The sequence below is a fragment of the Actinoallomurus soli genome (assembly GCF_024055715.1).
In the GTDB taxonomy this organism is placed as follows: Bacteria; Actinomycetota; Actinomycetes; order Streptosporangiales; family Streptosporangiaceae; genus Actinoallomurus; species Actinoallomurus soli.
In genome coordinates, this window is the sequence record NZ_JAMXMV010000001.1 from 21,027 (window position 1) to 38,572 (window position 17,546).

Annotated in this window: 16 protein-coding genes; 10 read left to right on the forward strand and 6 right to left on the reverse strand. The window is 72.8% G+C overall.

Annotated elements, in window-relative coordinates; all coding sequences use genetic code 11:
• Positions 1-46 precede the first annotated feature (46 nt).
• The 3 genes from NDW01_RS00120 to NDW01_RS00130 all read right to left on the reverse strand — a co-directional run bounded on the left by NDW01_RS00120 (position 47) and on the right by NDW01_RS00130 (position 3,281).
• The gene (locus NDW01_RS00120; protein WP_252815354.1) at positions 47-646 is read right to left on the reverse strand and encodes a malonic semialdehyde reductase; all 600 of its coding nucleotides are present in this window, start codon (positions 644-646) and stop codon (positions 47-49) included.
• A 117-nt stretch (positions 647-763) separates the two neighbouring features.
• The gene (locus tag NDW01_RS00125) at positions 764-1,630 is read right to left on the reverse strand and encodes a 1,4-dihydroxy-2-naphthoate polyprenyltransferase (RefSeq protein WP_252815356.1); all 867 of its coding nucleotides are present in this window, start codon (positions 1,628-1,630) and stop codon (positions 764-766) included.
• Between the two features lie 25 nt (positions 1,631-1,655).
• The gene (locus NDW01_RS00130; protein WP_252815358.1) at positions 1,656-3,281 is read right to left on the reverse strand and encodes an MFS transporter; all 1,626 of its coding nucleotides are present in this window, start codon (positions 3,279-3,281) and stop codon (positions 1,656-1,658) included.
• 152 nt (positions 3,282-3,433) lie between these two features.
• Between NDW01_RS00130 and NDW01_RS00135 the strand changes: the two genes are divergently transcribed.
• Complete coding sequence (locus NDW01_RS00135; RefSeq protein ID WP_252815360.1) at positions 3,434-3,922, forward strand: MarR family winged helix-turn-helix transcriptional regulator; 489 nt, start codon at positions 3,434-3,436, stop codon at positions 3,920-3,922.
• A 101-nt stretch (positions 3,923-4,023) separates the two neighbouring features.
• Positions 4,024-4,713 (forward strand): uracil-DNA glycosylase, encoded by a 690-nt coding sequence (ung, locus tag NDW01_RS00140; RefSeq protein WP_252815362.1) that lies wholly within the window; start codon positions 4,024-4,026, stop codon positions 4,711-4,713.
• Between the two features lie 81 nt (positions 4,714-4,794).
• Here the strand turns inward: ung and NDW01_RS00145 are convergent, their stop codons facing one another.
• From NDW01_RS00145 to NDW01_RS00155, 3 genes are all read right to left on the reverse strand, one after another.
• Positions 4,795-5,331 carry a GNAT family N-acetyltransferase gene (locus tag NDW01_RS00145; protein WP_252815364.1) on the reverse strand — a complete coding sequence of 179 codons (537 nt, stop codon included), beginning with the start codon at positions 5,329-5,331 and terminating at the stop codon, positions 4,795-4,797.
• Positions 5,332-5,411: 80 nt separating this feature from the next.
• Positions 5,412-5,951: a CGNR zinc finger domain-containing protein gene (locus NDW01_RS00150; RefSeq protein ID WP_252815366.1), complete on the reverse strand. Its 540-nt coding sequence runs from the start codon at positions 5,949-5,951 to the stop codon at positions 5,412-5,414.
• Between the two features lie 139 nt (positions 5,952-6,090).
• Positions 6,091-7,518, reverse strand: coding sequence for an aminotransferase-like domain-containing protein (locus tag NDW01_RS00155; protein WP_252815368.1), 1,428 nt, complete (start codon positions 7,516-7,518; stop codon positions 6,091-6,093).
• On the opposite strand from NDW01_RS00155, the gene NDW01_RS00160 reads away from it, so the two are divergent.
• The 8 genes from NDW01_RS00160 to NDW01_RS43635 all read left to right on the forward strand — a co-directional run bounded on the left by NDW01_RS00160 (position 7,517) and on the right by NDW01_RS43635 (position 17,466).
• Positions 7,517-8,485, forward strand: a complete 969-nt coding sequence (locus tag NDW01_RS00160; protein ID WP_252815370.1) for a DMT family transporter — start codon at positions 7,517-7,519, stop codon at positions 8,483-8,485. The genes NDW01_RS00155 and NDW01_RS00160 overlap by 2 nt on opposite strands.
• 144 nt (positions 8,486-8,629) lie before the next feature.
• On the forward strand, positions 8,630-9,049 hold the full coding sequence (gene tsaA, locus NDW01_RS00165; RefSeq protein WP_252815372.1) for a tRNA (N6-threonylcarbamoyladenosine(37)-N6)-methyltransferase TrmO: 420 nt from the start codon (positions 8,630-8,632) through the stop codon (positions 9,047-9,049).
• Positions 9,050-9,111: 62 nt separating this feature from the next.
• Entirely contained in the window at positions 9,112-10,119 is a 1,008-nt protein-coding gene (locus tag NDW01_RS00170) for a glycoside hydrolase family 18 protein (RefSeq protein WP_252815374.1), read from the forward strand.
• A gap of 291 nt (positions 10,120-10,410) precedes the next feature.
• Positions 10,411-10,602: a hypothetical protein gene (locus NDW01_RS00175; protein WP_252776761.1), complete on the forward strand. Its 192-nt coding sequence runs from the start codon at positions 10,411-10,413 to the stop codon at positions 10,600-10,602.
• A 453-nt stretch (positions 10,603-11,055) separates the two neighbouring features.
• A complete protein-coding gene (gene dapA / locus NDW01_RS00180; protein WP_252815376.1) occupies positions 11,056-11,994 on the forward strand; it encodes a 4-hydroxy-tetrahydrodipicolinate synthase in 939 nt (312 codons plus the stop codon).
• Positions 11,995-12,108: 114 nt separating this feature from the next.
• Positions 12,109-13,788 (forward strand): ribonuclease J, encoded by a 1,680-nt coding sequence (locus NDW01_RS00185; protein WP_252815378.1) that lies wholly within the window; start codon positions 12,109-12,111, stop codon positions 13,786-13,788.
• Between the two features lie 218 nt (positions 13,789-14,006).
• Positions 14,007-16,586 carry an FtsK/SpoIIIE family DNA translocase gene (locus NDW01_RS00190; RefSeq protein ID WP_252815380.1) on the forward strand — a complete coding sequence of 860 codons (2,580 nt, stop codon included), beginning with the start codon at positions 14,007-14,009 and terminating at the stop codon, positions 16,584-16,586.
• Between the two features lie 142 nt (positions 16,587-16,728).
• The gene (locus tag NDW01_RS43635) at positions 16,729-17,466 is read left to right on the forward strand and encodes a helix-turn-helix domain-containing protein (protein ID WP_252815382.1); all 738 of its coding nucleotides are present in this window, start codon (positions 16,729-16,731) and stop codon (positions 17,464-17,466) included.
• Positions 17,467-17,546 lie beyond the last annotated feature (80 nt).

The following is a 17,546-nucleotide window of genomic DNA, read 5'->3' on the forward strand; positions in this document are numbered from 1 at the left end:
GTATCGGATGCGAGGGGTTATGGCCGTTATGCCTCGCGGTCGCGGCTCAGACGGTGGTGACCACCTGGTCGTACTCCAGGCGCGGGTTGCGCGGGAACCAGGCGTCCGGGCCGGGCTTGCCGATGTTGACGACCGCGAGCACCTGGTGGCCGCCCTCGGGGAAGAACTCCTTGGCGACCCCTTCGGCGTCGAAGCCCGCCATCGGCCCGGCCGCCAGGCCGGCGGCGCGCACGCCGATGATGAAGTAGCCGACCTGGATCGCGCCGTTGAACGCGGCCATCTTGGCGCGGGCCTCGGGCACGCCGTGCAGGTCGTCCCGGGCCTGGGGGCGGTGCGGGAAGATGGTCGGCAGGTGCTCGTGGAAGTCGCTGTCGGCGGCGAGGACCGCCACCAGCGGAGCGGCGGCGGTCTTGGCCTTGTTGCCCTCGGCCATGTGCGCGACGAGGCGCTCGCGGGCCTCGGGGGAGCGGACCAGGACCACCCGCAGCGGCTGGGTGTTCATGGCGGTGGGCGCCCACTTGACGAGGTCGTAGATGGCGCGCACCTGCGCATCCGACACCGGCTCGTCCGTGAAGGTGTTCGCCGTACGGGCCTGCCGGAACAGGACGTCCTGAGCGGTGGGGTCGATGCTCAGCTGGTCGCTCACGGTCACTCCTCTTGATCGCGTCCGGTGGTCGGTCCACCCGACAGAGGTGGTGAACGTTGATTGAAACTTCAATCATCCCGTTCGCCGGTGTGATCCGGCTCACGAACACCCGGGTCGCTACAGGGCCAGGCCGAGGGTGAAGAGCGCGCCGAAGATGATCTGCAGCCGGCCGGTCTCGCCGAGCACGGCGATCAGCGCCGGGCCCTTCGCCCCGCGCAGCACCCGCATGCTGGGCGCGATCGCCCACAGCGCCGACAGGAGCGCGATCATCGCCCACGGCCGGGAGATCGCGACGAGCACCACGCACACGAAGGCCGCCACGAAGCACCCGGTGTACAGCAGGCGCGTGCGCCCGTCGCCGAGCAGGACCGCGAGCGTGCGCTTGCCCGCCGCGGCGTCCGTGGGGATGTCCCGCAGATTGTTGACGACGAGCATCGAGCAGGACAGCAGCCCGACCGGCACCGCCGCCACCCACGCCGCCCACGGCAGGCTCTCCAGCTGCACGTACGCCGTGCCGACCACTGAGACGAGGCCGAAGAACACGAAGACCGACAGCTCGCCCAGCGCGCGATAGCCGTACGGGCGGGAGCCCCCGGTGTAGAACCAGGCGGCCGCGATCGCCACCGCGCCGATCAGCACCAGCCACCAGCTCGTGACCGCCGCGAGGACCAGGCCGGCCACCGCGGCGAGCAGGAAGCAGCCGAGCGCCGCCGCCAGGACCTGCTTCGGCGGCGCGACCTTCGAGCCGACCAGCCGCATCGGGCCGACGCGGACCTCATCCGTACCGCGGATGCCGTCGCTGTAGTCGTTGGCGTAGTTCACGCCGATCTGCAGCAGCAGCGCGACCACCAGCGCGAGCAGCGCGCGCCACCACACGAAGTGGCCGTAGCCGATCGCCACGCCGGTGCCGACGGCGACGGGGACGATGGAGTTGGGGAGGGTTCGGGGCCGCGAGCCGGCGACCCACTGGGAGAGGGTCGCCACTATCGCCCTTCCTCGAAGCCGATGATCATGCAGGTGATTCTTCCGGACCCGTGCCGGACCGCAGCCGGAGGGTCAGCAGCAGGCCGACGGCCAGGAGCGCGGCGGTGGCGAAGGCCGCGCGGTCGGTGGCCACCGCCAGGCTCTCGTCCGCGGCGCGGGACAGCCCGGGGTCCTCCCGGCGCAGGTCATGGGCGAACGTCCCGGCGCTGTCGCGCAGCCGGTCGGCGTACACCGCGCCCTGCCGGGCCGGCAGGCCCGCCTCGTGCAGCCGGGCGGTCATCGCGTGGCTCAGCCCGACCGCGAACACCGCGCCGATCAGCGCGATCCCCAGCGCCGACCCGACCTGGCGCGCCGTCGACTGGGTGCCGGAGGCGAGGCCCGTGCTGGCGGGCGGGACGTCGCGCAGCACGATCCGGGTGAGCTGACCGGTGGTGAGGCCGAGGCCGATGCCGTAGACGAGCATCCACGGGGCGAGGCCGAACCCCGTGGTGTCGGCGCGCGTGGTGAGGCCGATCAGCGCCGCCGCGATCACCTCGAGGGCCATCCCGGCCTGCAGCATCCGGGCGGCGCCGAGGCGGCGCGACAGCCGCGCCGACATGCCGCCGGCCAGGAAGGTGCCGACGGCCAGGGGCAGGATCGCGACGCTCACCTGCAGCGGGGAGTTCCCGTGCACGTCCTGGAGGAACAGCGGCAGGACGAACATCAGCCCGAGCTCGCCCACGCTGATCAGGGAGGCCGCCGCGTTGCCGCGCCGGAAGTCGGGAATGCGGAAGAGCGAGAGGTCGAGGACGACCGGCCGCCCCGCCGTCGCCCGCGCCCGTTCCACCACGACCAGCGCGACCAGCATCACGACTCCGGCGGCCAGCGCCACCGGGATCGGCGACAGGCCGATGTCCGGCCAGCGGAACGGGCCCGCGGAGAACGGGCGCGTGGCCGACCACCAGCCGTACCGCTGGCCCTCGATCAGGGCGAACACGAGCGCCGCGAGCCCGCCCGCGCTGAGCACCGTTCCCGGCGGGTCGCCCACGCGGCGCACCGCCGGATCACGTGTCTCGGGCACCAGGACCGCCGTGCCCGCGAGGATCAGTGCGCCGAGCGGCAGGTTCACGCCGAACGCCCAGCGCCAGCCGTACGACGTCGCGAGCCAGCCGCCGAGCAGCGGGCCGAGGGCGGCCATGCCACCGATCAGCGACCCCCAGATCCCGAACGCGATCGCCCGGTCCCGGCCCGTGAAGACGGCCGTCACGGTGGACAGCGCCCCCGGCAGGATCATCGAAGCCCCGATCCCCTGCAGGGCCCGCGCCCCCACCAGCGCGGAGCCGCCGCCGGACAGCGCCGCCAGCACGCTCGCCACGACGAACACGACGGTGCCGAAAACGATCATCCTGCGCCTGCCGTACGCGTCGGCCGCACGCCCGAACGGGATCAGCAGCGCCGCGAACACCAGCGAGTAGATCGAGGTGACCCACTCCGCGCCGGTCGTCGTCAGCCGCAGCTCGGCGACGATCCGGGGCAGCATGACGTTGACGATCGTGGCGTCGACGATGATCAACGAGACCGCGAGGCTGATCACCACCATCCCCAGCCAGCGCCGCCGTCCGGGCGAGCCGGCCGAGGACGTGGGCAGGGGAGGGGCCGAGCGCAAGGTCATGGAAGGGTTCCAGAGCGGTCTGTTCGATCCTGAGTCGTTCGGCGTCAAAACTACCCCCGCCCTCCCGTACCCCCGCCGGGCCCCCTCACGGTGACCTCACGACTCGGGCTCCTCACTGGCCCTCCACGCCCTGAGCACGGAGAATGTCTGCCGTGCGAACCTCTGAGGCCGACCTCGAACGCATGTCGCTGTCCCGCCTGCTGGCCGTCGCCGGTCACCTCGTCGCCATGCGCTGGCAACGGCTCATGGGCGGGTACGGCCTCACCCCCCACGGCCTGGCCGTCCTCGCCTCCCTCGAACAGGGATCGGCGCTCACCCAGCGGGAGCTCGCCCGGCGCTGCGGCGTCGCCCCCTCGACACTCAACCACACCGTCGACCACCTCGAGCGCTCGGGCTGGATCGAACGCCGGCGGGACGTCACCGACCGCCGCCTCGTCAGTCTCGCGCTCACCGAGACGGGGCGCCGCCAGCTCCGGCAGGCCCAGGACGCGGCCGGCAGCGAGATGGACCCGATGCTCGACCACCTCCCCCCGGCCGACGAACGGATCGTGCGCGACTTCCTCCTCACCACCGTGCTGCGCTTCCAGTCGATGGACGAGGCCCTGACCGACCCGGCCGCCCCCAGGACCGGGCGCCTCTGACCGTCGCGGCCCGTCCAGGTGCGGGTGATCGGATGATCTGCCCGCTCGTCCGAGGACGGGAACGGCGGAATCTGTCCGCGCGCGGTGTTAGGTTGCCGCGCATGTCCTTCGACCTGCTGGAGCTCCTTCCCGACGCCTGGCGCGAGCGCGTGGAGCCGCTGCTCGACCCCGACGCCACCCGGCGGCTGAGCGACTTCGTGGCCGCGGAGTACGCCGCGGGCACCGTCTACCCGCCGCAGCCCGACCTGTTCAGCGCGTTCCGCCTGTGCGCGCCCGACGACGCCCGGGTGCTCATCCTCGGGCAGGACCCCTACCACGGCGCGGGCCAGGCGCACGGGCTCAGCTTCAGCGTGCGGCCGGGCGTGCGGATCCCGCCGTCACTGCGCAACGTCTTCAAGGAGCTCCACGACGACCTCGGCGTTCCGGTGCCCAAGACCGGGGACCTGACCCCGTGGGCCGAGCGGGGGGTGCTCCTGCTCAACTCGGTGCTGACCGTGCGCGCCGGAAAGGCGGGCTCCCACGCGGGCAAGGGCTGGGAGGAGTTCACCGACGCCGTGATCCGGGCCCTGGACGCCAAGAGCGAGCGGGTCGTGTTCGTGCTCTGGGGCGCCTACGCCCGCAAGAAGCGCGACCTGGTCACCGGAGCGCAGCACGTGGTGTTCGAGGCCGGGCACCCCAGCCCGATGAACCCTCGGGGCTTCCTCGGCAGCCGGCCGTTCAGCGCGGTCAACAAGGCCCTGGCCGACGCCGGTGAGCCGCAGATCGACTGGACCCTCGACCGCCCGGAGTAACGCCACGGCCGGCGAGCCGGGTCCGCCGACGGGTGCCGCCGGGCCCGTCGGTACAGGGCCCCGGCCTGCCGGCGCGTGCGGTCAGGCGATGGCGGTGTGCAGACGCACCATCGCGACCGGCTCGCCCATGTCGACCTTGCTGTGCGCGCCGTCGGGCGCCCAGCCCGCCGAGGCCAGGAAGCCCCGGAGCGCGTCGTCGGCGGCGAAGACCCAGGCGATGGCCGTCGTGCAGCCGTCCTCGCGCAGGTGGTCGACCGTGGCGGCGAGCAGGCGGCTGCCGTGCCCGGCCCGCCCGCGCGCCGGGTCGACCAGCAGGGTGAGCAGCTCGCCGGTCGTCTGCGGGTCCTGGTCGGGGTCGCCGGCCGGGGCGTGCGCGGCGAACCCGGTGATCACGCCCTCGTCCACGGCGACGAGCAGCCGGTGCCGCGGGCTCGGCGGCGCGGCCACGGCGTCCGCCCAGCGCTCACGCCACAGGGCGACCGCCTCCGGGCCGGTCATCTCGGCCAGCGCCGCCTCGGGGATCACACTGCGGTACCCCTCGCGCCAGGCCCGTACCTGGATCTCCGCGACGGCGGCCACGTCTCCCGGGTACGCCGCCCGTACCCCCACCACGCCCACCGGTGCCTCAACCCCCCGCTCGTGTCACGTCCGTACGCCGACGACCGTACCGCCCGCCGGCCGGCCGGCGTCGAGCGGCGTCAGGTGCCGGGGGAGGCGGCGCGGCGGCGGGCGCGGTAGGCGCGGGTCTTCGTCCGGTTCCCGCACATCCGCATCGAGCACCAGCTGCGGGAGCGGTTCTTCGAGGTGTCGAGGAACGCCCACCGGCACGTCGTCTCCCGGCAGACCTTCAGCCGGGTCCAGTCGCCCTCGGCGACGCTCCGCATGACCGCCGCCGCGATCGCCGCGAGCCCGCCGCGGACCCCTCCTGCGAGCGGGAGCAGCGCCGGGCCGTTCAGGGACACGCGCAGGGGGAGTGCGGTCAGGATCCGGTCCAGGTCGGCGGGCGGACCCGCCGCGTCCGGTGTGTGGTGGCCGAGCATCGCGTGCCGCAGACCCTCGCGGAAGGCGACCGCGAGCGCCAGGTCGGCCTCGTCCGCGCGGGCGCCGGGCGGCGTCAGCCCGCGTTCGACGAGCCAGCCGCTGAGGTCCCAGGGTGCGCCGAAGTCGTCGATGTCGCAGTCGACGTCGTAGGTGTTGACGAAGTCCCGCAGCAGCAGGGCGGAGGCGCCCTCTTTCATCGGAGGAGCGACCGAAGGCGGTGTGCTCCTGGTGCGCTCGCTCACGCGCCCTCCCATCTCGGCACCAGCGTACTTCCATCACCGGTGACGGGCGGGCGGGTCAGGCCCTGTTCGAGGGGCCCCGCCGTCCTCCCGCTCGCTACGGACGAGGACTCCGGGACAGGCCCTGGGAGGCGGCCGCGGCCAGGGTCCGGGCGAAGCGGCCCGCGCCCTCGGTGAGCTCCGTCTCGCCGGCCGCCGTCCCATAGCTGAGCCGCACGCGGGGCCTGGGCGGCTCGGCGGGGAAGTAGCGCCGTCCCGGGCTGACCAGGACGCCCCCGCGCAGCGCGGCCTCGGCCAGGGCGACGTCGTCGACGCCCTCGGGCAGGCCGACCCACAGGTGCAGGCCCCCGCGCGGCCGGACGGCGGGAGACAGCCCGGCCGCCGCGAGCGCGGTGGTGAGCGTGTCACGCCGCCGGCGCAGCTCCTCGCCGACGGTGCGCAGGTGACGGGGCCAAGCGGAGGAGGTGACGAGCTCCAGGGCGGTCTCCTGGAGCGGCCGGGCGACGAAGAACGACTCGACGACCTGGGCCGAGCGGATGCGTTCGGCGACCGGTCCCCGGGCGATCACGGCGGCGACCCGCAGGCTCGGCGCGGTGGCCTTGGTGAGCGACGCGATGTGCACGACCCGGCCGTCCCGGTCCGACGCGACGAGCGGCGGGGGAGGCGGGTCGATCGCCAGATGACGGCTGTAGTCGTCCTCGACGACGAACGCGCCCGCCGCGCGGGCGACGTTCAGGACCTGCTCGCGGCGCGGGTCCGACAGCACCGTGCCGGTCGGGTTGTGGAACGTCGGCTGGCAGAACAGCGCGCGTGCCCCCGTCGCCGCGAACGCGTCGGCCAGCAGGTCGGTGCGCAGGCCCTGGTCGTCGACCGGCACCGGCACGGGACGCAGCCCGGCGGAACGCGCCGAGGCCAGCGCGCCGAGGTAGGTCGGCGACTCGACGAGCAGCGGCGCGCCGGGTGGCAGCAGGGCGCGCAGGATCAGGCTGATCGAGCTCTGGCCCCCGCTGGTGATGGTCACGTCGGCCGCGGTGACGTCGCCGCCGGCCGTACGGGCGAACCACTCGCGCAGGTCGCGCAGGCCGGGCAACGGCGGGCGCTCCCACGCGTCCGGCCGGCGGGCCGCCCGCGCGGCCGCCGTGGCCAGCGCCCGTACGGGCTGCAGGGCGGGTGCGAGATAACCGCCGCTGAGCGCGATGACGCTCTCGGGCGCCGGGGTGAGCAGGCCCACCACGCCCTCGGCGTCGACGGTGCGGTCGCCGAGGGCCACCGCCTGCCAGTCCAGATCCGCCGGCTCCGCCGGAGCGGGCCGGAGCCGTTCGGCGACGTACGTGCCGCTGCCGGGCCGGGCGACGACGAGGCCCTCGGCGGCGAGCAGCCGGATCGCGCGGGACACGGTGACGGGACTGACCTGGTACCGGCTCATCAGCGACCGGCTGGAGGGCAGCCGGTCGCCGGGGCGCAGTCTCGCCACCTCGGCCCGCAGCTCCTGGGCGAGACCGGCGATACTGCTATCGTTGTTCATGAAGAATCAGGATATCGCTACTCTCCGAGTCCCGGTAGCGCTGCCCGCGGGCTTCGGCACCGCCGCGCTCGGCGTCCTCTCCTTCTCCTTCACCCTCCCGGCCACCGAGTTCGCGCTGCGCGGCTTCGATCCGTACCTGATCGGCGTCGGGCGGGCCGGCGTCGCCGCCCTCCTCGCCGTCGTCGCGCTGCGGCTGATGCGCGCCCGGCGGCCACGGGGGCGTCAGTGGGCCTCGCTCGGCGTCGTCGCGCTCGGCATCGTGTTCGGGTTCCCGGTGCTGTCCACGCTCGCCCTGGACCACGGCTCCTCCTCGTCCCACGCCGCCGTGGTGGTCGGCCTGCTCCCCGTCATGACCGCGATCTTCGCCGTCGTACGGGCCGGTGAGCGCCCCTCGGCCCTGTTCTGGGCGGCGAGCGTGGCGGGTGCGGCGGTCATCGTCGCGTTCACCCTGCGAAACGGGGTGGGGCGTTTCTCACTCGCGGACGCGCTGCTGTTCGGCGCGCTGGTGACGTGCGGCCTCGGATACGCCGAAGGCGGCCGGCTGGCCCGCGAGATGCCCGGCCCGCAGGTCGTGTCGTGGGCGCTCGTCCTCGTCGCGCCGATCACGGTGCCCGTCACCGTGGGGCTGCTGGCCGCCACGCCCGCGCACTGGAGCGGCGCGGCGGTCGCCGGCCTGGCGTACGTGTCGGGCGTGTCGATGTTCCTCGGGTTCTTCGCCTGGTACGCCGGGCTCGCGAAGGCGGGGGTGGCGCGGGCGAGCCAGGTTCAGCTCGCCCAGCCGCTGCTCACACTGGTCTGGGCGTGGCTGCTGCTGGGTGAACACGCGGGCGCCGGAACGGTCGCCGCGGCGGCCGGCGTGCTGGTGTGCGTCCTCCTCGCCCAGCGGGCGCGCGTCTCCCGCGCCGCCGCACCGGCCCATCCGGCGGCCGTCTCCACGGTGACGCCCGGCGGGGCCCGGAGGCGCTGAACGGGGACGGACCGGCTCGGTAAAGGTCTCGGCGACAAACGGCAGATCACGCCGAAAGGGTCGAGACCACCCGTCTTTACCGAGCATCCCGCGCACACCGCGCGCCATGATGGGCGGCGGTACGCGCGATCACGAGGGAGAACGGTGAACGGAACTTCGTACGAAGTGCACCCGATCGGCCGGGTCGAGTCGCCGCTGACCGACCGGGCCGCGGCACCCCGGCAGGGCGACGAGGGCGCGCCGGAGGCATGGCTGGTGTTCCGCGAGGACGTCCGCGAGGGGCTGCGCGAGCTGGCCGTCGGTGCTCAGGTCATCGTGCTGACCTGGTTCGACCGGGCGTCCCACGACGTCCTGGTCGTCCACCCGCGCGGCGACCTGGCCCGGCCGCCGCAGGGGGTGTTCGGCACGCGGTCGCCGGACCGGCCGAACCCGGTCGGCCTGCACCGCGTGACGGTTCTGGCGATCGACGGCCCGCGCGTCCTGGTCAAGGACCTCGAAGCCCTGGACGGAACGCCCATCGTCGACGTCAAGCCCGTCCTCGACCAGAACATCGCCGAACGCTGATCGCGGGCTGCGGCGAACCCGCGGGTGATTCCGGGCGTCCCAACCCCTGATCGAGGAGGGGCATGACGCGGCGACTCGCCCGCGCGGTGGCATGGGTCTGCGCGACCGTGCTCGGCGCATCGATGATCTTCTTCGGGTACGCCTGGTTCCGGTGGCAGCCGGAGCCGCCGGTGTACGGCGGCACCGCGAACGCGCTGTGGGCCCGGCACCAGTGGGTGGGGGAGGCGCACGCCGAGAGCGAGTACCGCGCCCTCGCCGGCGTCCTCACCCGAGATCGGATCACCGATGTCTTCTTCCACGTCGGCCCGTTGACCGGCGACGGGAGGATCCCGCCGGCGCGGTACGGTCACGCCGCCGAGCTGCTCGCGGCGCTGCGCCGGCTCGCGCCGGGCGTGCACGCCCAGGCGTACGTCGGGCAGGTCGAGCGTTCCGGCGGCGGTCCGCTGGACCTGCGTGCGGCGGCGACGCGGGCGAACGTCCTGAACACCGACCGCGCCCTGCTGGACCTCGGCTTCGCCGGCATCCACTACGACATCGAGCCGATCTACCCCGACGACCGGGACTTCCTCGACCTGCTGGCGCGCACCCGCGAGCTCACCCGGGCCCGGGGACGGCTGCTGTCGGTCGCGCTGGAGCAACCGGGGCTCGCCGACTGGACGCAGCCGCTGTTCCGGCTCGTGCTGCCGCGCGGGGCGGCCCACTATCCACCGCGGCCAACGGCGGCCTACCTGAAGGCGGTCGCGGACCGCGTCGACCAGGTGGCGATCATGACCTACGACTCGGAGGCGCCGACGCGGGCGCTCGCCGGATGGCACTTCGCCCACCACACCGAGCGGGTGCTGTCACTGATCGGCGATCGCGTGACCGTCTTCATGGGAGTGCCGACCTACCGGTCGCCCACCCCGTGGGCGGAGGACCTGCCCACCGCGCTGCGCGGCGTCCGGCAGGGCGTCGCGCGGCTGCGCCGCCCGCCCCGGCGGCCGTACGGCGTGGCCGTGTACGCCGACTGGACGACGGACGACCGGGAGTGGGCGGCGTACCGCGCCGGGTGGCTCGGCCCACCGCGCTGACCCGGCCCCGGAGACCGCGCCGGCGGCCGTCCGATCACGTCCCGCCGTACGCGCGCGGGCACCGTCCGTCAGCGCGCGCGTGGACGCCGGCGGACAACCAAATCTGACCCTTGCGATACATGCCGCAAAAGCTGATTAAATGACTCGTCTTCGCAGGTGAAGACCTTCCCTGTGGACCTCCTGACCGCTCGCGGCCATGTGGTCGATTCGTCCTCACACGGGGAAGGATTTCCGGCGACCGTGGTGCGGATCGCCGCGGCTGGCGGTGTGGGAGGTTCGGGAGAGATGCACATGGAGGACACTGTCCAGGGGGCGGCCCTTCAGCTGCAGCAGCTGACGGCCGATTACTCCGGTTGGCGGTTCGGGCTCGGAGGCTCCGGGCACTGGTGGGCGGTACGCCGCAACGAGTGCCTGCGCGCGCGGAGCAGGGATGAACTCGAGCTGAAGCTGCGTGAGCATCTCGGCGCTCGCCAGGACGCCTGACGGGCTGATGGGTGTCCGGTGCGATCCACCGGACACCTCCAGGCGCGGATGCGCGCGCCTCGGTGGCCGGTGCGCCGGTCGGGTGGGTGACCGGCGCGGAGAGCCCCAGACCCCTGCCACCGAGGCGCGCATCCTCCGCCGGGAGGAGCTCCGCCAGCCCCGCCAGACCCCGGCGGAACCCCGTCCCAACCACTCCAACGTACGAGAGCCCGTGAAGGTTCTCCGGTAACGCCGGTTTTCTGAATTCCGATGCTGAAGGTGACGTCGTCAGAACGCGTACCCCCGAGCGTGTTCTGGCGGCGTCTTCCTCGTCACGGCCGTCCGAACGGGCCGAAGACCCCGCTGACACGGGCGGTTCCGCGCTCCGGGACGAGGCCGGGCCGAGGTCCGGGCGGGACGACACGGAGGTCCCCGCGGCTCCCGGCCACCGCCGATGCCCGGTAAGTTCGGAACATGGCACCCAGCACGAACGCCCTGTCGCAGGGACGTGACGACTCCGCGCCCTTCGGCCGGATGCTGACCGCGATGGTCACCCCCATGGCCGCCGACGGCACCATCGACTACGACGGGGCGGCACGGCTGGCCGCCTACCTGGTGGACGAGCAGCGCAACGACGGCCTCGTCATCAGCGGGACCACGGGAGAGTCGCCCACGACGAGCGACGAGGAGGACGAGCGCCTGCTGCGCACCGTCCTAGAGGCGGTCGGCGACCGCGCGACGATCGTCGCCGGCGTCGGCACGAACCACACCGAGCACACGTTGAGGCTGGCACGCCAGGCCGAGCAGGCCGGCGCCCACGGTCTCCTGGTCGTCACCCCGTACTACAACAAGCCGCCGCAGGAAGGACTCGCGCGCCACTTCACCACCGTGGCGGACGCGACCGGCCTGCCGGTGATGCTCTATGACATCCCCGGCCGTACCGGCACGCCCATCGCGGCCGAGACGCTGCTGCGGCTCGCCGACCACCCGCGGATCGTCGCGGTGAAGGAGGCGAAGGGCGACCTGTTCGGGGCCTCGAAGCTGATGGCCGAGACGGACCTGGTGTTCTACTCCGGCGACGACGCGCTCAACCTGCCCTGGCTGTCGGTCGGCGCGGCCGGGTTCGTGAGCGTGGTCGGCCACGTCGTCGGCGCCGACCTGCGCGAGATGATCGACGCGTTCCTCGGCGGCGACGTCCGGCGCGCCACGGAGATCCACCGCAGGCTCCTGCCCGTCATCACCGCCGTCATGACCCGCACCCAGGGCGTCATCGCCACCAAGGCCGCGCTGTCCCTGCTGGGGCTGCCCGGCGGCACCGTCCGCCCGCCCCTGGTGGACGCGACGCCGGAGTTCACCGCCGCGCTGCGCGAGGACCTCATCGCCGGCGGCGTCAAGATCGTGGAGGGTCCGTGAGCGGACCACAGGTTCCAAGGCATCGCCGGAGAGGCGAGCCGCTGAATAGGTAGGAGGGCGCGTGACCAACGCGCATGACCACGCCCCCGCGCGATCAGGCGAGGGGGCGTGGCGATGAGTCATCCGCATCCCGGTCTCGGTAGTCCGCGGCCGCTCGTCCAGGGCGGCCTGCGGATCGTGCCGCTCGGCGGCCTCGGCGAGATCGGCCGCAACATGACGGTGTTCGAGTACGACGGCCGGTTGCTGATCGTCGACTGCGGCGTGCTGTTCCCCGAGACCGAACAGCCCGGCGTCGACCTGATCCTGCCGGACTTCGACTACATCCGGGACCGCCTCGACGACGTCGCGGCGGTGATCCTGACCCACGGGCACGAGGACCACATCGGCGCCGTGCCGTACCTCCTGCGCGAGCGGCCGGACATCCCCGTCGTGGGCTCGCGGCTGACCCTCGCGCTGCTGGAGGCCAAGCTCGCCGAGCACCGCATCACCCCGGTCCTGCTCCGGGTCGCCGAGGGCGACCGGCAGTCCTTTGGACCGTTCGACTGCGAGTTCCTCGCGGTCAACCACTCGATCCCGGACGCCCTCGCGGTCGGGATCCGCACGCCCGCCGGCCTGGTGCTGGCCACCGGCGACTTCAAGATGGACCAGCTGCCGCTGGACGGCCGCCTCACCGACCTCGGCGGGTTCGCCCGCCTGGGCGAGGAGGGCATCGACCTGCTGCTGTCGGACTCCACGAACGCCGAGGTGCCCGGCTTCGTCACCAGCGAGCGTGACATCGGCGTCGTCCTGAGCGACGTGGTGCGCGTGGCGGAGAAGCGCGTCATCGTCGCGTGCTTCGCCTCACACGTCCACCGCGTCCAGCAGGTCCTGGACGCCGCCCACGCCTGCGGCCGCAAGGTCTGCCTCGTCGGCCGGTCGATGGTGCGCAACATGGGCGTCGCCCGCGACCTGGGGTACCTGCAGGTGCCCGGCGGGATCATGGTCGATCAGAAGGAGATCGACGGCCTGCCCGCGGACAAGGTGGTGCTCGTCTGCACCGGTTCGCAGGGCGAGCCGATGTCGGCGCTGTCGCGGATGGCCAACCGGGACCACCAGATCCGGATCGAGGAGGGCGACACGGTGATCCTCGCGTCGTCCCTCATCCCCGGCAACGAGAACGCCGTCAACCGCGTCATCAACGGCCTCACCCGCTGGGGCGCGCGGGTCGTCCACAAGGGCAACGCGCTCGTGCACGTCTCCGGTCACTCCCCGGCCGGTGAGCTGCTGTACGTCCTGAACATGACCCGGCCGAGCAACTTCATGCCGGTCCACGGCGAGTGGCGTCACCTGCGCGCGCACGCCCGGCTGGCCGAGCTCACCGGCGTCCCCCACGAGAACGTCATCCTCGCCGAGGACGGCGTCGTGGTGGACCTGGTCGACGGCAAGGCCGAGATCGTCGGAGCCGTCCGCGCCGGATACGTCTACGTCGACGGCCTGTCGGTGGGCGAGATCACCGAGACCTCGCTGAAGGACCGCCGCATCCTCGGCGACGAGGGGTTCGTCTCCATCGTCGTCGTGGTCGACTCCGAGAGCGGCAAGCCCCTCGGCGGCCCGGAGATCCACGCTCGCGGAGCCGGCATCGACAGCTTCGATCCCGTCATCCCGCGCATCGAGGATGTTCTGGACACCGCCGCCGCCGACGGCATCAACGACATCCATCAGCTCCGGCAGCTCGTACGCCGCGCGGTGGGCCGATGGGTCAACGAGACCTTCGGCCGCCGCCCGATGATCATCCCGGTCATCGTCGAGGTCTGATCTTCCGGAGAGCCGGTCCGGTCCCGCGTGGACCGGACCGGTTCGGCCTGCGCCCCCGGATGCGACGGAACCGTACGGGACGGAGTCGTACGGGACGGGGACCGCCGGGCGTCCGGGCGGGATCGGACGATCGGTCCGGTCCGGCGACCGCCGATCGACGACACGCCGTAAGGCGAGGTTCACCCGGTGGCGGGCGGGCCGCCGCTAGTCTCGCCATCATGGCCACACGTACGCCCGGGGGTGCGAAGGGCTCCTCCTCAGGTACGCGTGGCGGCACGGCGCGAAGGCCCGCCGCCCGTAAACCGGCGGCCGGAGGCAAGGCACCGGCCGCGAAGAGCCCCGCGCGCGCGTCCGGGGCCCGCAAGCGCGCACCGGCCGCGTCCCGCCCGGCGGCGCGTCCCCGCCCCCCGCAACGGCCGGATCCGATCAGCACCCTGTTCATCGGCTTCTGGCAGTTCGTGGCTCAGATGTGGCTGCTCCTGGCCCGGATCGTGGGCGGGTCGGCGCGGGCGTTCGGCCGCGGGGCCCGCGAGCTGGACGTGGAGCACCGCCGGGACGGGCAGGGCCTCGCCTTCCTCGGCCTGGCCATCGTCCTGGCCGCGGCGACCTGGTTCGACCCGCAGACCTGGGTGCTGAAGAACCTCGGCCGGCTGATCCGCGACTGCCTGGGGTCGCTGGCCATGGTGCTGCCGCTGATCTGCCTGCTGCCGGCCTGGCGGCTGCTGCGCCACCCCGATCGCAACGGCGACGTCGGCCGCATCCTCATCGGCTGCGCGGCGCTGGTCGGCGGCGTCGTCGGCATCGTCCACATCGCGCACGGCACGCCGTACCCCAGCGCGGGCGAGCACGCCCTGCAGCACAGCGGCGGCCTGATCGGCTGGCTGCTGTCCGCGCCGCTCACCAGCACCGTCACCGCGTTCGTCGCGGTCCCGCTGCAGCTGCTCCTGGTCGGCTTCGGAATCCTCGTCGTGACCGCGACGCCCGTGCACCGGGTGCCGGACCGCCTCGCCGAGCTGCGCGACCGGATGCTGCTGCGCGAGGCGGAGGCGCTGGAGCTCGAGCCGGAGCCGGCGCGAAAGACCGCAAAGAATGGGAAACGGTCCCGCAAGACCGAGGTCGAGGTCGGCGAGCACGCCCAGCCGTACGACACGCCGGTCGTGTCCGAGACCAAGGTCGTCCGCGCCGACGAGATCTTCGAGGAGGACGACCGGCCGAGTCTCGCCGACGAGCTGCTGGAGCCTCCGGAGCCGCCGGCCCTTCCCGCGCCACCGGACCCGACACCGGCGCCGCGGATCACCGAGCAGCTGACCCTGTCGACCTCCTCGCCGGGCGACGGGTCCTACACGCTGCCGGCCCCGGGCGTCCTGAAGGCCGGATCGGTCGTCAAGCCGCGCACCAAGGCCAACGACGTCGTCGTGAACGCCCTGTCCGAGGTGCTCGACCAGTTCAACATCGACGCCCAGGTCACCGGCTTCACGCGCGGTCCGACGATCACCCGGTACGAGATCGAGCTCGGCCCCGCCGTCAAGGTCGAGCGGATCACCGCGCTGGCCAAGAACATCGCGCTCGCGGTCAAGAGCGCCGACGTGCGGATCATCTCCCCGATCCCCGGCAAGTCCGCGATCGGCGTCGAGATCCCCAACACCGACAAGGACATCGTCAGCCTGGGCGACACCCTGCGGTCCCCGGTGGCGACGAACGACCACCACCCGATGCTCGTCGGCCTCGGCAAGGACGTCGAGGGCCGTACGGTCGTCGCCAACCTCGCCAAGATGCCGCACATGCTGATCGCGGGTGCCACCGGCGCCGGTAAGTCGACCTGCATCAACGGCCTGATCACCTCGATCCTCATGCGCGCCACGCCCGACGAGGTCCGCATGGTGCTCGTCGATCCCAAGCGCGTCGAGCTCACCTCGTACGCCGGCATCCCGCACCTGATCACGCCGATCATCACCAATCCCAAGAAGGCCGCCGAGGCGCTGCAGTGGGTGGTCGGCGAGATGGACCGCCGCTACGACGACCTCGCCGCCTCCGGGTACCGCCACATCGACGACTTCAACAAGGCCGTCGTCGCGGGCAAGCTCACCCCTCCGCCGGGCAGCGAGCGCGTCTACCAGCCGTACCCCTACCTCCTGGTGATCGTCGACGAGCTGGCCGACCTCATGATGGTCGCGCCCCGCGACGTCGAGGACTCGGTCGTGCGCATCACCCAGCTGGCCCGCGCGGCGGGCATCCACCTGGTGCTGGCCACGCAGCGGCCCAGCGTCGACGTCGTCACCGGCCTGATCAAGGCGAACGTCCCGTCCCGGCTGGCGTTCGCGACCTCCAGCCTCGCCGACAGCCGCGTCATCCTCGACCAGCCGGGCGCGGAGAAGCTGGTCGGCCAGGGTGACGCGCTGTTCCTGCCGATGGGCGCGAGCAAGCCCATGCGGCTGCAGAACGCCTACGTCTCCGAGAAGGAGATCCACGAGGTCGTCGAGCACTGCAAGAAGCAGGCCGAGCCCGACTACCGCGAGGACGTCGCCGCGGCGGAGACGCGCAAGAAGGAGATCGACGAGGACATCGGCGACGACCTCGACCTGCTGATCCAGGCGGCCGAGCTGATCGTCTCCACCCAGTTCGGCTCGACCTCGATGCTGCAGCGCAAGCTGCGCGTCGGTTTCGCGAAGGCCGGGCGCCTCATGGACCTTCTGGAAAGCCGGGACATAGTGGGCCCCAGTGAGGGGTCGAAGGCACGCGACGTCCTGGTCAAACCCGACGATCTGCCCGGTGTGCTGGCAACCCTGCGCGGAGAGTAGCGATCGAGATCGTGGGGTAGCTGACTTAGTGCGCGTTGCAGATCGCTTCTCACGCACCGTCTTCATAGACTGATCGCGGAGCGGGGAGGCGACCCGGCGGCGTGGACCTGAACACCGCCACGAGGTTCCCAGGAGGCGTGTCGTGACGATCGGTGGCACCCTCGCGAAGGCCCGCCAGGAGGCGGGTCTCAGCGTCCCGCAGGTCGCCGGCCGGACCCGCATCCGTGAGACGGTGCTCCAGGCCATCGAGCGCGACGACTTCAGCATGTGCGGCGGGGACTTCTACGCCCGCGGCCACATCCGCAGCATCGCACGCGCCACCGGGATCGACCCCGAACCGCTCGTGCAGGAGTACGACGACGCGCACGGGGGCGCGCCGCAGGCGATCTCGGCCCGGCTGGCCTTCGAGGCGAAGACCCCGGTCAAGATCCTGGAACGGCGCTCGCCGAACTGGAGCGCCGCCATGGCCGCCGCCCTGGTCGTCGTCGTGTCCTACGGGATCTTCCGGGTCGCCACGGGGCAGGAGCGGCACAAGGCCGCCGAGCGGGCCGCCGCGCCCGCCGCGACCCCGTCGGCGACCGTCCGTCCGTCGCACACCGCCGCCGTGGCCCAGGCGCCCCGCAAGGAGGTCACCGTACGCCTGAAGGCCAAGCGGGCGAGCTGGCTCAGCGTCCAGGACGACAAGGGCAAACAGCTGTTCAGCGGCGTCATCCGCCCCGGCCAGACCGAGGAGTGGTCGGCCAAGAAGCACCTCCGCCTGGTCATCGGCAACGGCGGCGGGGTGCACCTCACCGTGAACGGCAAGGACGTCGGCTCACCGGGTCAGGACGGCCAGGTCGTCCGGCTCGACTTCGGCCCGAAAGATCCGCAGAAAGGCTGACGGCCGTCGGCCTTCCGCGGGCCAGTACCGTATGGGGCATGTCCACCTCGCGTACTGAGCCCGCGGTCGCGCCGCGCACG

Coding starts and splice junctions, on each gene's coding strand:
- NDW01_RS00150 (WP_252815366.1), bottom strand. CDS start 5,951: ATGAAAGAGGGCGCCTCCGCCCTGCTGCTGCGGGACTTCGTCAACACC.
- NDW01_RS00190 (WP_252815380.1), top strand. CDS start 14,007: ATGGCCACACGTACGCCCGGGGGTGCGAAGGGCTCCTCCTCAGGTACG.
- NDW01_RS00175 (WP_252776761.1), top strand. CDS start 10,411: ATGGAGGACACTGTCCAGGGGGCGGCCCTTCAGCTGCAGCAGCTGACG.
- NDW01_RS00130 (WP_252815358.1), bottom strand. CDS start 3,281: ATGACCTTGCGCTCGGCCCCTCCCCTGCCCACGTCCTCGGCCGGCTCG.
- NDW01_RS00185 (WP_252815378.1), top strand. CDS start 12,109: ATGAGTCATCCGCATCCCGGTCTCGGTAGTCCGCGGCCGCTCGTCCAG.
- dapA (WP_252815376.1), top strand. CDS start 11,056: ATGGCACCCAGCACGAACGCCCTGTCGCAGGGACGTGACGACTCCGCG.
- NDW01_RS00170 (WP_252815374.1), top strand. CDS start 9,112: ATGACGCGGCGACTCGCCCGCGCGGTGGCATGGGTCTGCGCGACCGTG.
- NDW01_RS00155 (WP_252815368.1), bottom strand. CDS start 7,518: ATGAACAACGATAGCAGTATCGCCGGTCTCGCCCAGGAGCTGCGGGCC.
- NDW01_RS00160 (WP_252815370.1), top strand. CDS start 7,517: ATGAAGAATCAGGATATCGCTACTCTCCGAGTCCCGGTAGCGCTGCCC.
- ung (WP_252815362.1), top strand. CDS start 4,024: ATGTCCTTCGACCTGCTGGAGCTCCTTCCCGACGCCTGGCGCGAGCGC.